Genomic DNA, 13,270 nt, shown 5'->3' with positions numbered 1-13,270 from the left:
CTCAAATCTCGTCGGCAGCGTCTGTTGTGGATAAGATACTGGCCACGCACCGACGGCTTCCACCAGCGCGGAGCCGTCTTGACTGGGTCTTGACGATCGCCCGGCGGGCGTCTTAGGGTCCGCGCATCTCGAAAATTGCCGGATCAATGACGAAACTTTCGAACGCCGCCGTCGTAGTCGTCCGAGAAAGCGAAGACCGCCATGAGAACGATCCGACTCGTCACCGCCGCGCTCACCGCGATGGCGTTGACCTCGCCGCTGGCCCTCACCGCCGCGGCCGCGCCCGAGGCTGACCGGGTTCCCCCGGGCCACGCCAAGAAGGACACGCTCCGCTGGGCCGCGCCCAAGGGCTTCTACATCGGCACCGCCGCAGCCGGTGGCGGCCACCACGAGCAGCAGCCCTACCCCGACCCCTTCACCAAGGACGACGAGTACCGGGCCGTGCTGGCCAAGGAGTTCAGCTCGGTGTCCGCCGAGAACCAGATGAAGTGGGAGTACATCCACCCGGAGCGCGACCGCTACAACTTCGGCATGGCCGACGCCATCGTGAAGTTCGCGCAGCGCAACAACCAGGTCGTCCGCGGGCACACGCTCCTGTGGCACAGCCAGAACCCGGCGTGGCTCGAGCAGGGGAACTTCTCCGCCGACGAGCTGCGCGCCATCCTGCGCGAGCACATCTTCACCGTCGTCGGCCGGTACAAGGGCAAGATCCAGCAGTGGGACGTGGCCAACGAGATCTTCGACGACTCGGGCAAGCTGCGCACCACCGACAACATCTGGATCCGCGAGCTGGGCCCCGGCATCATCGCGGACGCGTTCCGCTGGGCGCACCAGGCCGACCCCAAGGCCGAGCTGTACTTCAACGACTACAACGTGGAGAGCGTCAACGCCAAGAGCGACGCCTACTACGCGTTGATCAAGGACCTGCTCGCCCAGGGCGTGCCGGTCGACGGCTTCTCGGCCCAGTCCCACCTCAGCACCCGGTACGGCTTCCCCGGCGACCTGGAGACGAACCTCAAGCGGTTCGCCGCCCTCGGTCTCGGCACCGCCATCACCGAGCTGGACGTGCGGATGGACCTGCCGGCCAACGGCGTGCCGACCGCGGAGATGCTCGCCAAGCAGGCGGACTACTACAACCGCACCCTCGTCGCCTGCCTCAACGTCAAGGGCTGTGACTCCTTCACGATCTGGGGCTTCACCGACAAGTACTCCTGGGTGCCGGTGTTCTTCCAGGGCGAGGGCGCCGCGACGGTCATGTGGGACGACTTCACCCGCAAGCCCGCCTACGACGCCCTCCAGTGCACGCTGGCCAAGGAGTCGGTGAAGCGCGGCGAGCGCCACCCGCACCTGCCGGCCTGCGCGAAGTGATCACGACGCACGCCTGACCGCGTCGCCGCGAGCGATCGGTCCCCGCCAGGGTCTCGGAGCCCGGGCGGGGACCGATTACCACGTTCCGCACCGTCGTGGCCGTTCGTGAATTTTCTTCGGTCAACACTGAAGCGATAGTGCCAAGAACACTTTCGAGTGAGACGCACGCCACTCGAAAGTGGGAACACCGGCCACCGACGCGCCGTTGGAACACTCGGTCGGTGCGGTCCGTGTCCCCGGGCCTCACCTAGCGCCTTCGCGGAATACCGTTCGGCTGGAGCCGCGTCGAGCCACTCGCCGAGAGGCGACCGCCGCGCCGACCCCCAATCCCTCTCCCCCGACGTGCGTCGTGGACGAGGAACTCGCGGTACCCGGGCGTTCGACACGCGGTACCCGGGCGTTCGACACACGGGACCCGGGCGTTCGACACACGGGACCCGGGCGTTCGACACACGGGACCCGGGCGTTCGACACACGGGACCCGGGCGTTCGACGCGCGGGTCAGGGTTGGTCGCCGGCGTCCCGGTCGCGCAGGTAGCGGGTGTGGTCGGCCTGCCGGTCCACGTCGGCCGCGTAGACGCGCTCGGCCAGCCGGTGCGCCTCCGCCTCCAGCAGCCCCAGCTGGGTCACCAGCTCCTCCCCCGGGCTCGGCTCCCCGCCCGCCCGCTGCCGCACCGCGAACCACCACGGCAGGTTCAGGTACGTCTGCACGGACAGCGGCAGGTCGGTGCGCGCCAGCCGCACCACGGTGTGCCGCAGGTCGGGGTTGGCGGCCAGCGCGTCGTGCCGCGCGAGGAGGTCGTCGAGCACCGCGCCGATCCGGCGCACGGCGGCCACGGCGGGCTCCGGCACCCGGGACGCCTGCGCGGTCACCTCGCGCACCAGCCCGTCGAGGTCCGCGCGCAGCCGACCGGTCTCGGTGACCACGTCCCCCGGCACCAACCGCACCTTCTCCGGCGGCGCGAGCAGCGCGCCCACCCCGTACAGCCCGGCGACCACCAGCGGCCACAGCGCGTCGACGACCCCGGTGAGGTGCAGCAGCACGCCGACGAGCCCGCCGACGCAGCCGACGAGGTTCTTGGTCGAGCCCAGGTACCGGATCATTGGTAGCCGCGGATCTCCTGGAACACCTCGCCCAACCCGGTGTCGCGCGCGTCGAACACCCGCCCGCCGGTCATCGTCGCCACCTGGCCCAGCTCCGCGCTGCTGCCCTCGCCGAACAGCACGGTGAACACCGGCACCTGCCGCACCGACGCGGGCGCCGAGGCGAACGCGGCCCGGAACCCGGCCAGGTCCGACCCGTTGGCGTTCTCGCCGTCGGTCATCAGCACGATCGACGTGAACCGGTCCGGGTCGGCCGCGACCAGCGGCTCCATCACCTCGTAGGCGCGGGACAGGCTGTCGTAGATGGCGGTGCCGCCGCCCTCCCGCAGCCCTTCGGCGAACGCCTTGATCCGCGCCAGTTCCGCGCGCGGGTCGCCCTCGGGCAGCGAGAACGTGGTGGGCGTGCCCGGCGTGGTGTCGAACGGGAGCAGCGTGACCTCCTCCCGGCTGCGGAACCGGCGGAAGCGGCCGGTGAGCGAGTCGTCCGCGCCGGTCAGGCCGATCAGCGCGGACCGCAGCGCCGCGATCCGCTCCCCCGCCATCGAGCCGGACGTGTCCAGCACGTACAGCGTCCGCGACGGCCGCCGCAGCCGGTCGAAGTAGGCCGAGAGCAGCGCGTCGACCGACTCGCGGGCCGCCGGGAACGGCAGCTCCACCAGGTCCCGCACGGCGAACGCGGCGTCGAGCTGGACGCCGGGCACGACCGGCCGCCGGTGCGTGCTCCGCATGATCTCGCGCTGCACGTCCGGCGTGCGCAGGTGGTCGGTGAGGCGTCGGTGCGCGTCACGGGCGTCGTCGCCGGCGTCGGCGAGCAGCGTCAGCGGGTAGTCCGCGGTGACCACGCCGTCGTCCGGGTAGACCAGCGTGAGCGGTTCGGGCAGGGTGCCGGCGGCGTTCAGGGACAGCAGCACGGACTCGTAGTTGATCAGCCCGTCCACCCGCGCGCCGGGGTCCTGGCCGGTGGCGCGGCGCTGGTATGCCTCGGACAGCCAGCCGGACGACCCGGCGGACAACGCCTGCGCGCCGAAGAAGTCCTTGAGCCGCGGCGTCACGGCGGCGATCTGGCCCGCGTCCACGGCGTTGCCCGCGCCCGCCAGCGCCGACGCCACCGCGACCAGGGCGGAGAAGCCGGAGTTGGACGCCGACGGGTCGGTCATGCCGTAGCCGAACGCCTTGCGCCCCGCCTGCTCGGCGATCTCGCCCCAGCCGACCCGCCGGTCCGCCCACCCCAACCGCCGCGCCGCGGACGTCGAGAGGCCGAGCACGACGGGCGAACTCATGACCTTGACCTGGTTGCCGAGCCGGCGCGCGGCCTCCGGGATACCCGCCGGGTAGCGGTTGGAGGAGAACCAGACGGCGTCGTACTTGCCGTCCACGTCACCGTTGGCCAGCGCCTCGGCGCCTTCGAGCGTGCCGGTGAAGGTGAACTCGACCGTCACGCCGGTGGCCCGGGCCGCCGCGTCGAGCACGGGTCGCAGGTCGGTCAGCTCGCTGCCCGCGAGCACCCGCAGCACGCCGGGACGCGCCGGGCCCGCGGGCCGCGACGGGTCCGGCTCCGGTTCGGCGCTGCCGGTGCAGGCGGTGGCCAGCAGCACCGCGGCGAGCACGAACGCTGTTCTCATCGGTCCCCCTCGGCCGCCGCCGCGTCGTGCGATCGGCGCAGGTGCTCCTCGGCGCGGCGGATCTCCCCCGACAGCGACTCGACCGTGACGGCCATCGCGCGCACCGCCTCCGCCCGGTAGCCGTCCACGGCGTCGATCGCCGCGTAGATCCGGTCGAACGACGCGCGGATCGTCGCCACGGCGACGGCCGGGTCGCCGTCCGCCCGCCGGATCTCGGCGCTGTGCAGGTCGAGCAGCTCGGTGTTGGCGCGGATCAGGCCGTCCGTGGTGGCGCGCAGCGCGGCGACCTCGTCCAGCACGTCCCGTTGGCTCGCCAGCGCGCCGCTCACCAGCAGCGCGATCCGCAGCGCGGCCACGGTCGTGGTCACCGCGCGTTCCACGCCCCGGATCAGCTCGTCGTTGGTGCGCCGCACCAGGTCGAGCGCCAGGTAGCCCTGCGCGCTCACGGCGAGCTGCGTCAGCAGGTCCTGGTGGCGTTGGCGGATGGGGTGCAGCACGTCCGCGCGCAGCGCCCGCGCGCGGGCCGGGTCGGTCAGGTCCAGCACGTCGGCCTGCCGGTCGATCGCCGCGTCCACGGCCTCGGCGAACGCGGCGGCCTCGGCCAGCCGGCCCATCGCCCGCCACAGCCGCTCGCGCTCGCCCTTGATGGCGGCGTTGTCGCGACGCAGCACGTCCTGCCGCTCGCGCAGCTCCAGCACCAGCGCGTTCACCGGTTCGCCGGCGGCGCGGTAGCGGTCGAGCGCCTTCTTGGCGGCGTGCGCGGCGGGGAACACCCGGAGCAGCTTGCGGCCGGTGATCGGCAGCTTGGCGGGGTCCAGCGCGGCCACGGTGCGGCGCAGGTCCGACAGCGACGCGGTGACGCGGACCTGTGGTGAGTCGTCGCGCGCCGCCCGCGCGGAGCGGTCCAGCATCGCGCCCGCCACGCCCGCGGCGGCGCGCATGTCCGCTTCGCCGACCGCGAGCACGTCGTCCAGCGCGTCGGTGAACTCGGGCGACCGCACGTCCAGCGCCCGGAGGCGTTCGGTGAACAGCTCGGCGCGGCGGTCGACGTCCGCCCGCGCGTCGTCGCCCAGCGCGATGAGGCCGGCCGCGCGTTCGACCGGGACCGGGGTCACGGGCTCGGGCGGGGCGAGGGTGAACTCGTCCATCAGGCGACGACCGCGTCGAGCAGGCGTTCCAGCGTCTCGAACGACGGCGGCTCGACGGCGTCGACCAGCTCGGCGGGGGCCTTGTCCCCCACCACCTCGGCGAACACCCGCGGGTCGGAGGTGCGGAAGCCGAACGTGGCGGCGAGCTTCGCCAGCTCGGGGTCGGTGCTCAACAGCCGGCCGACCCGGTCGCCGCGGTCGGACAGCGGCACGAGCGTGTGCTTGGAGTAGACGGTCGGCGCGAGGTAGAGCAGGCGCATGTCCGGGCGGATCGACCCGTCGCCGCGCATCACCCGGTCGAGGTACTGGGATTCGTAGATCAGCGCCAGCGGCGTCTTGCCCATGCCGGCCGCGAGGTAGTCCTCGAACGGGCCCTCGGTGCTGTTCTGGGTGTAGCCCTGGTCGCGGAACAGCCGGGCGACCCGGGGCAGCACGGCCGCCTCCTGCTCGGGCGTGGCGACCACGGTGTTGCCGTTGGCGACGAACGACACGACCGACAGGTACATGGCGGCGGAGTTCGACTCGCCGGGGTTGGTGGTGGTGACGAGGACGTTCTTGCGCGCCGGGTAGGCGGTGTTGCCGGGGAGCTGGTCCCAGCGGGTGCCGGCCCCGGTCAGCTCCAGGTACTTCGCCACGTCGAGCACCTGGTAGTCGCCCGCGCCCTTGGTCACGACACCGGCCGCTTCCAGCAGCCGCACGATCGGCTCGAACGTCGCCACGGCCATCGGCGACTGGAACGGCGTGTGCGCGGCGGTCGTCCGGCGGTCGCGCTGGATCCGCTGCGCGGCGGGCGAGGACGACGGGAACGCGAACTCGTACCTGCCCAGGTCGACGGAGGTGGCGATCTGGCGCGAGCCGGCCGTGTCGACCTGGACCTCCAGGCCGTGCCGCGCGAACGCGTCCACCACCCGCGGGTCGCTGAAGAAGGCCAGCTTCTCCGACCCGATGACGCCGCGCACGGTGGTCAGCCCACCCCGCGCCCCGCCTTCCGCGTCATCCGGACGCCCCCACACGACCACCGCGACGACCGCGACCGCCAACACCGCGGCCAGGCCGATGGACAACCGGCGTTTCACTGGACCCGCTCACCCCCGTGCTCGTCGGCGATCCTCGTCGCCGCACGACTCGTTTGACGCGCGGAGCGGCGATCACCGGGCGAACGGTTGGTGAACGAAGGATGATGATCGGTCGCGCGGGTGGGTGACCGCTGCCGCCCGTCCCGGGGGACGGTCAGGTGTGGCCCCGTGCGTGAGCCGCGGCGGCGACCGTGACGGCGCACGCGACGTACGCGGCGGTGCGCGTCGAGGTCAGCTCGGCCAGCGCCGGTCCCGCCACCGCGCCGGCGACCGTCGCCACCGCCTCTCCGGTGACCAGGACCGCGCCGACCCGCCCCAGCACCACGGTGGGCGTGACGCGTTGCAGCGCGGTCTGCGTGACGACGAGCACGGCCGAACCCGCGAGCCCGATGAGCCCGGCGGCCGGCAGCGCCGAGGTCAACGACCGCGAGCCGAACAGCAGCGCGAACCCCGCCGCGGTCACGACGAGCGCGCCCGCCAGCAGCGGACCCACCCGTACCCGGTCGACCAGGACGCGGGTCACGGGCGCGCCCAGCAGGAACCCGACGCCCAGCCCGGACATCACGAGGCCGACCGGTCCCGTGCCGCCGAGCGTGGTCATGCCGAACGGGACCAGCAGCGCGCTCAGCGAGGCGTTCGCGGCCAGGAAGACGGAGCTGATCACGAGCAGCGCCGAGGCCGTCCGATCCGATCGCAGGAAGGCGACCCCTTCGGCCCACGCCCGCCCCTCACCGCGTGCCCCGGCCTCGCGGGGGCGTCGGGACGTCAGCGCCACGAGCACGGCCGAGAGCAGGTAGCTGACGACGTCGGCCAGCACCAGGACCTGGAACCCGACCAGGCCGAGCAACGCGCCGCCCAGCGGTGCGCCGACGAGCCTGGCGACGCCGTCGGTGAGCGAGTTGAGCGCGTTCGCGCCGCTCAACGCCGTCCCGGTGCCGACGACGACGGGCGTGTGCGCCTGGGCGGCCGGCCGGAACACCACCGTCCCGGCGCTCTCGGCGAGCAGCGCGACGTAGACCAGCCAGAGGTCGCCGGGGTCGCGGGCGAGCAGCAGCGACGCGACGGCGACGGCCCGCAGGACGTCCGCCGCGACCATCAGCCGCCGCCGGTCCCACCGGTCGGCCAGCACCCCGGCCACCGGCCCGAACAGCACCGCGGGCAGGAACTCCGCGGCCAGCGCCGCGCCCGCCGCCATCACCGAGCCGGTCAGGCCGAAGACGTGCGCGGGCACGGCCACCACGAGCAGCCAGGTGCCGAGCACGCTGATCGTCCGGGCCGCCCACAGCAGCCGGAAGTCCCCCACCCGCAGCGCGCTCAGCACACGACCCCCCGGTGACTATCTCTACAAGATAGTCACGGGGGATGGTGTTCTGACAAGATTGCGGCCGTGGGACACGACCTGGGACCCCGGCTCCGGGCGCTGCGCGCCGCGAGCGGGCGGACCGTGGCCGCCGTCGCGGCCGACGCGGGCCTCTCGGTGCCGTACGTGGCGAACCTGGAGAACGGCCGCGGCAACCCGACCGTCGACGCGCTGGCCCGGCTGGCGGGGGCGCTGGGCGGCCACCTGGCCATCGGGTTGGGCGAGGACGAACCCCCGGCGCGGGCCGATCCGCCCGCCGCCCTGGTCCGCCTCAGCCGCACCGAGAGGTTCCGCCGCGACGTCCGCGCGCTGGGCGCGGCGACGGGTCGGGACGAGGCGGCGGTCGCCGGTCGCCTGCTGGACGTGCTGGCCCGCGTGGCGGACCTGACCGGCCGCGACCTCGCCGAGGCCGACTGGCTCCGCCTCCTCGACGCCCTGCTGCTGGTCGGGCTGCACCCGAACGGGACGGGTGAGCCCCACCCGCCGCTCAGTACGCCATGAACAGGATCTCGTCGCGCGAGTAGTCGTGGCCCGGGTGGTTCTCCTTCAGGTGCTGCTGCGTCTTGGCGACCAGGTCGTCCTCGTCCTGGCCGGTGATGTGCTCGCCGCAGGGGCAGGTGATGTTCTTCTTCATGGCGGTCCTCCGGTGGTGATCTCTCCGGCACCGACTGTACTGAAGGCGTGGGCGTTGTCGACCGGTCGAGTTCGGTGCCGCGCCGGTCCGCCCGAACCCGGTCGGTCCGGGCGGACCGGGGCGCGTCAGCGGCGGCGCAGGACGCGCGGGTCGGCGTCGAGGTCGCCGCCCAGGCGCAGGGTGATGAACTCGTTGTCGTCCGGCTTGCCCGGAGTGCGGCCCGAGGAGGACGGGAAGTTGTTGTCGTTGAGCGCGCCGATCGTGCGGTCGTCCAGGATCACCAGGTCCTCGATCGTGGTGAACGGGAAGGTGAAGGTCGTGCCGCCACCGCTCAGGCGGCGCGGGTCGGCGATGTCGAGCAGGTCGGCCACCAGCGTCTTGTCCAGCTCGCCGTCGTGGTCGCGGTCCCGCTTGTCGGCCAGGTAGACCTTCTTGACGCGGGCGTCCGCGCCCTGCGCGCCGTCGCGCTCGATCACCAGCAGCCGGTTGCGGTCCACCGTGACGGCGTCGCCGATCGCGTGCTCCGGCCGGTCGAGCCGGTAGGTCCACCGCGTGCCGGTGTACCGGCCGCGCGCCGGGTCGAACTCGTTGAGCCGCAGCGTGCCCGGCTCGTCGCCGGCGACCGTGCCCTCCAGCAGCGCGTCCAGCGTGCGGCCGTCGGCGGACAGCGCCACGCCCTCGTAGCCCTTGCTGCCGCCGAGGTTCGGCGTGCCCGCCGGGTTCTCCGGCGCGAAGACGCCCGGCAGCGGCACGGGCGGGGCCTGCAGCCGGCCCGCGCGGTCGAAGCGCAGCAGGTAGGGGCCGAACTCGTCGCCGATCCAGTAGCCGCCGTCGGCCGTGCGGACGATCGACTCCACGTCGAAGTCCGCGCCGGTCAGCACCCGGTCGGGCCGGGTGAGCGGGAACGGCACGTGCCCGTTCGGGTCGGTCAGCGCGAGGCCGCCGAGCACGTCCACCGCGCCGGTGGCGAAGTCGGGGCCGATCCGGTGCACGCGCAGGGTGAAGTCGGCGCTGTTGGCCTTGGCGCCGTAGCCGTTGTCCGACAGCACGTCGAACGTGCCGTCCGCGTTGCGCAGCACACCGCTGAAGCCCTGCACCGGCTGGTCGGCGAACGGCGGCACGACGCCGTTGACGGGTGTCGTGCCCAGCGCCGCGCCGGACGGCTCGGTGCCCGGCACGAACGTCACGGCCGGCAGCCGGGCGAACCCGGTCAGGGTGGCGCGGCCGAAGTCGTGGCGGTCGGCGGGCGCGGCCGAGCCGGGCGCCGCGACCGCCGCCAGGACGAGCGCGGACAGACCGAGGACCAGCGGTCTCCTCATGGGTGTTCCGTTCTGCCGTGGCGCGCCCGGTGGGGACGCGCGGTGCGCGGAACGGTAGGTGGGCCGGGTGAACGGCAGGCGTGCGCGACCTGGCGCGGGGGTGGTCTTCCGGCGCCGTTGCCCGAGGACCACCCCCGGTCGAGGCGTCAGCCCGCGTACGCCTCGAACTCGCCGAGCTGGGCGGCGGGCCAGCCGGTGTTGCCGGTGAACGTCAACCGCAGGTAGCGGTGGTCCGCCGCGACCGGGATGCTCACCTGGTTGCCCGACGCCGGGTCGAACCGGTACCCGGCCGAGCCGACCAGCGCGGTGTAGCCGGAGCCGTCGGTGCTGCCGGACACGCTCAGCGTCTGCGTGCGGGCGGCCCACGCGGCGGCGGGCGGGAGCTTGAGCACGATCCGGTTCACCGCGACCCGGCTGCCCAGGTCCACCGTGAACACCTGCGGGAACGCGTTGTTCGGGCTCTCCCAGTAGGTGTTCGCGTCACCGTCCACCGCGTTGCCGCCGGGGAACCCGCCGTTCGCGGCGGCCTGGACGGGCTTGCCCCGCGCCACGTTGCCGGTCGGCGGCGCGGTCGTGGTCGTGGTCGTGGTGGTCGGGGTGCCGGCGTAGACCTCCAGTTCGGCGAGCTGGGCGGCGGGCCAGGCGGTGTTGCCGGTGAACGTCAGCCGCAGGTGGCGGTGGGCGCCCGACACCGGGATGCCGGCCTGGTTGCCGGTCGCGGGGTCGAACCGGACCGCGGTGGGCGCGACGACCTGCGTGAAGCTGCCGCCGTCCGTGCTGCCCGACACGCTCACCGTCTGGGTGCGGGCCTCCCACGCGGAGGGCGGCGGCAGCTTGAGCACCAGGCGGCCGACCGCCTCGGCCCGTCCCAGGTCGACGGTCAACGCCTGCGGGAACTGGTTGTTCGCGCTCTCCCAGTAGGTGTTCGCGTCGCCGTCCACGGCGTTGCCCGCGGGGAACCCGCCGTTGGCGGTGGACGCGCTGACCGCCTTGCCCCTGGCCAGGTTGCCGCCCGGCGGGACGGTCGTGGTCGTCGTGGTGGTGGTCGTCGTGGTCGTGGTGCTGGTCGGCGGCGTGGTGGGGTCGGTGTAGATCGGGTCCGGCCACGGGCCGCAGTAGGCCGGGCCGTCCCAGCCGGAGTTGCCCGCGCCCCTGGTGATCTGGAACGCGTTCTCGCCCAGGCAGCTGTAGACGCCCGCCCGGCCGAGGCCGGTGGCGGTGACGTTGGTGAACGACGCCGAGCCCGGCGACTGGAGCTGGATGCCGAACGTGCCCGCGCCGTTGATGCGCACGCCGTTGAAGTGGACGTTGGTGATCGTGCCGCTGATGAACTGGATGGCCTCGTAGTTGCTGTCGATCAGGTCGGTGTCGGTGACGTCGATCCGGCCGTTCATCGCGCCGTCGCGGGCGTCGAACCACAGCGCGCCCACGCCGAACTGCCAGTTCGAGTCGAGCACGCCCGCGCGCAGCGTGGTGTTCTTCGACAGGGTGGTCGTGCCGGACAGGGGCACCGAGGAGAAGCGGTTGCCGACGTGGATGCCGCCGCCCTGGTCCTGGGTGTCGGCCACGACGTTCTCGGTGACCACGTTGTCCCGGCCGCCGTAGATCGCGATGCCGTTGGCCTTCATCGGCACGACCACCGTGTTGCGGCGGATCGTGTTGCCGTGGTCGGCCTGCTGCTCGGACCAGAACGCGATGCCGTCGTCGCTGATGTTGCGGAACAGGTTGTGCTCGATGAGCACGTCGCTGATGCCGCGGTGCAGGTTCATGCCGTCGGCGAGCTGGTCGACGACCTTGTTGTTCCGGATGGTCAGCCCGCTGAACGGGCCGTCCAGCCACAGGCCGACCTTGGTGTGCTGGAGGAACATGCCGGAGATCACCGACCCGCCGCCCAGCGCGCCGCCGATGGCGTTGGTCTGGTCGCAGTCCACGCGGTTGGTGACCTCGCCGATGATCGCGAAGTCGTGCAGGCCGACGCGCGTGCTCACACCGCTGTTGCCGCCCTGGCCGCAGCTCGACGGCTCGCCGAGGCCGTAGAAGCCGACCCGGTCGCCGGTGACCACGCTGTGCCAGTGGCCCGCGCCGCGGACGGTGACCTGGTCGACGGTGATGTGCTTGGTGACGATGAACCGCCCGGCCGGGATCCACACCTCGCGGCCGGACGCCCTCGCGGCGGCGACGGCGGCGTCGAAGGCGGCGCTGTCGTTCGTGCCGTCGTTCGGGGTGGCGCCGTGCTCGGTGACGGAGACGGAGTTCGCGGGCCGCCCGGCCGGCGGCGCGACCAGCTCGAAGTCGGCCAGGTCGATGGTGTAGGACGGCGCGGTGTCGCCGGCGTCGATCTGGAGCCTGACCTTCGCGCCGGCGGCGAGCGTGCGGGGGAACAGGGCGCGGGTGGAGTCGTAGAGGTGGTGCGGCCTGCCCTGGTTCGGGTCGTTGGCATAGGGGTAGCCGCCGTAGCGCCAAGCGTACTTCGAGGTCATCGTGAGGCTGCCGGTCTTGGCGCCGTCGAGGTAGAGCGAGAGCGGCGCGGTGATGCCCGCGCCGCCGTTGCCGTCCGGGATGCTGTACCGGACGTCGATGGAGTTGGCGGGCTCGGTCAGGGTGAACTCGACGTACTTGCCCTGTCCGGACAGCGTCACGGCGCGGCGGCCGGACGCCTCGCCCTCCAGCGTGCCCTGGCGGCGGCCGGGGCCGATCCGGGTGCCGTTCGTGGCGGCGGTCTCGGCCTCGTGCTCGACGAACGGCACGTCCGCGCCCCGGCCGGGGACGTCGAACGGCGACGTGGCGGCGGCGGCCGCGACCTGGGCGGCGACCTCGCCGGGTGCGGCGGCGACGGTGATCGCGGTGAGCAGGGACGTGGCCACCGCCGCCGCGCCGAGCGCCAGGGGACGCCGGTGGGTGGGGTCGACTCGCATGGGTTCAGCCCTTCGTTGGACGGGACCTCGAACTGCGGCAGGGAAGTCTCGGGGGTGTGGCGTGGCGCACACCATAAGCAGCCCGGACGAGTCGCCGCAAGATGTCTACGAGTTCACGCAAAAACACGACTGAGTTGGCGCCAGCTTGCATGCAGCGGTTTCACCACGCCGACAACGGACATGGCCAGCACGTTCAGGGGATCGTCGCCGCGCGGGACGACGTGGCGTCGCAATCCGCTTGCTGCGGCTTGCGTTCGGTTGCGGTCAGTAGGCGCCGCTCAGCTTGCGGTGGTCCCAGGACACGACCGAGGTCGGCGCGAACCGCAGCCCCACCCGCTTCGCCGCCTGCGCGGCCACGAACGCGTCCAGCTCCGGACCGCTGTGGCCGGAGTACCGGGCCGCCACCGCCGCGCCGATGCGGGCGACCTCGGCCGGCTCCTCGACCAGCCGCACGTCGCACTCCATGACCACGCCGCGCAGCCGGTCGTAGGTCTCCCCCGCCTCGAACTGCAACGTCGCCTCGGGCCTGCGACGCAGGTTCGCCACCTTCTGCGACGCCCGGTACGTCCAGCCGACCGGTTCGCCGTCCTCCACCACGTACCACAGCGGCACGAGGTGCGGCCTGCCGTTCGGCCCGATCGTGGCCACCGTGACGACGCGCCGCTCCTCCAGGAACGCGCGCACCTCGTCGGTCGTCATCGTGATCAGGGCGCGGCGCGACATG

At 73.0% G+C, this 13,270-nt stretch carries 11 protein-coding genes; 2 read left to right on the top strand and 9 right to left on the bottom strand.

The genetic code is table 11. The features are described from left to right. The first annotated feature begins 201 nt into the window (after positions 1-201). Complete coding sequence (locus ACFXGA_RS12295; RefSeq protein WP_378087037.1) at positions 202-1,368, top strand: endo-1,4-beta-xylanase; 1,167 nt, start codon at positions 202-204, stop codon at positions 1,366-1,368. 501 nt (positions 1,369-1,869) lie between these two features. On the opposite strand, the gene ACFXGA_RS12290 is transcribed toward ACFXGA_RS12295, so the two are convergent. The 5 genes from ACFXGA_RS12290 to ACFXGA_RS12270 all read right to left on the bottom strand — a co-directional run bounded on the left by ACFXGA_RS12290 (position 1,870) and on the right by ACFXGA_RS12270 (position 7,639). Beyond that, positions 1,870-2,472 (bottom strand): hypothetical protein, encoded by a 603-nt coding sequence (locus tag ACFXGA_RS12290; protein WP_378087035.1) that lies wholly within the window; start codon positions 2,470-2,472, stop codon positions 1,870-1,872. Next, a complete protein-coding gene (locus ACFXGA_RS12285; protein ID WP_378087033.1) occupies positions 2,469-4,094 on the bottom strand; it encodes a substrate-binding domain-containing protein in 1,626 nt (541 codons plus the stop codon). The genes ACFXGA_RS12290 and ACFXGA_RS12285 overlap by 4 nt, the downstream gene beginning before the upstream one ends. Then, on the bottom strand, positions 4,091-5,242 hold the full coding sequence (locus tag ACFXGA_RS12280) for a toxic anion resistance protein (RefSeq protein WP_378087031.1): 1,152 nt from the start codon (positions 5,240-5,242) through the stop codon (positions 4,091-4,093). Before ACFXGA_RS12280 ends, ACFXGA_RS12285 begins: the two co-directional genes overlap by 4 nt. Then, positions 5,242-6,318, bottom strand: coding sequence for a hypothetical protein (locus ACFXGA_RS12275; RefSeq protein ID WP_378087029.1), 1,077 nt, complete (start codon positions 6,316-6,318; stop codon positions 5,242-5,244). The genes ACFXGA_RS12280 and ACFXGA_RS12275 overlap by 1 nt, the downstream gene beginning before the upstream one ends. 154 nt (positions 6,319-6,472) lie before the next feature. Then, complete coding sequence (locus tag ACFXGA_RS12270; protein ID WP_378087027.1) at positions 6,473-7,639, bottom strand: MFS transporter; 1,167 nt, start codon at positions 7,637-7,639, stop codon at positions 6,473-6,475. A 66-nt stretch (positions 7,640-7,705) separates the two neighbouring features. Between ACFXGA_RS12270 and ACFXGA_RS12265 the strand changes: the two genes are divergently transcribed. Then, a complete protein-coding gene (locus ACFXGA_RS12265) occupies positions 7,706-8,179 on the top strand; it encodes a helix-turn-helix domain-containing protein (protein ID WP_378087025.1) in 474 nt (157 codons plus the stop codon). Here the strand turns inward: ACFXGA_RS12265 and ACFXGA_RS12260 are convergent. The 4 genes from ACFXGA_RS12260 to ACFXGA_RS12245 all read right to left on the bottom strand — a co-directional run bounded on the left by ACFXGA_RS12260 (position 8,166) and on the right by ACFXGA_RS12245 (position 13,269). Beyond that, positions 8,166-8,312 carry a DUF1059 domain-containing protein gene (locus ACFXGA_RS12260; RefSeq protein WP_378087023.1) on the bottom strand — a complete coding sequence of 49 codons (147 nt, stop codon included), beginning with the start codon at positions 8,310-8,312 and terminating at the stop codon, positions 8,166-8,168. The two genes, ACFXGA_RS12265 and ACFXGA_RS12260, sit on opposite strands and share 14 nt — an antisense overlap. 125 nt (positions 8,313-8,437) lie before the next feature. Then, positions 8,438-9,631, bottom strand: a complete 1,194-nt coding sequence (locus ACFXGA_RS12255) for an esterase-like activity of phytase family protein (RefSeq protein ID WP_378087022.1) — start codon at positions 9,629-9,631, stop codon at positions 8,438-8,440. A 146-nt stretch (positions 9,632-9,777) separates the two neighbouring features. Further along, positions 9,778-12,546, bottom strand: coding sequence for a discoidin domain-containing protein (locus ACFXGA_RS12250; RefSeq protein ID WP_378087020.1), 2,769 nt, complete (start codon positions 12,544-12,546; stop codon positions 9,778-9,780). 264 nt (positions 12,547-12,810) lie between these two features. Next, on the bottom strand, positions 12,811-13,269 hold the full coding sequence (locus ACFXGA_RS12245) for a pyridoxamine 5'-phosphate oxidase family protein (RefSeq protein WP_378087018.1): 459 nt from the start codon (positions 13,267-13,269) through the stop codon (positions 12,811-12,813). Position 13,270: the final 1 nt, after the last annotated feature.

Source organism: Actinosynnema sp. NPDC059335 (genome assembly GCF_042752395.1).
Taxonomy (GTDB): Bacteria; Actinomycetota; Actinomycetes; order Mycobacteriales; family Pseudonocardiaceae; genus Actinosynnema.
This window is presented reverse-complemented; position numbering and strand designations above follow the sequence as displayed.

Bases quoted from the DNA above. Each gene is read 5' to 3' on its own strand.
- ACFXGA_RS12285 (WP_378087033.1), bottom strand. From the start codon at position 4,094: ATGAGAACAGCGTTCGTGCTCGCCGCGGTGCTGCTGGCCACCGCCTGC.
- ACFXGA_RS12280 (WP_378087031.1), bottom strand. From the start codon at position 5,242: ATGGACGAGTTCACCCTCGCCCCGCCCGAGCCCGTGACCCCGGTCCCG.
- ACFXGA_RS12250 (WP_378087020.1), bottom strand. From the start codon at position 12,546: ATGCGAGTCGACCCCACCCACCGGCGTCCCCTGGCGCTCGGCGCGGCG.
- ACFXGA_RS12260 (WP_378087023.1), bottom strand. From the start codon at position 8,312: ATGAAGAAGAACATCACCTGCCCCTGCGGCGAGCACATCACCGGCCAG.
- ACFXGA_RS12255 (WP_378087022.1), bottom strand. From the start codon at position 9,631: ATGAGGAGACCGCTGGTCCTCGGTCTGTCCGCGCTCGTCCTGGCGGCG.
- ACFXGA_RS12295 (WP_378087037.1), top strand. From the start codon at position 202: ATGAGAACGATCCGACTCGTCACCGCCGCGCTCACCGCGATGGCGTTG.
- ACFXGA_RS12245 (WP_378087018.1), bottom strand. From the start codon at position 13,269: ATGTCGCGCCGCGCCCTGATCACGATGACGACCGACGAGGTGCGCGCG.
- ACFXGA_RS12290 (WP_378087035.1), bottom strand. From the start codon at position 2,472: ATGATCCGGTACCTGGGCTCGACCAAGAACCTCGTCGGCTGCGTCGGC.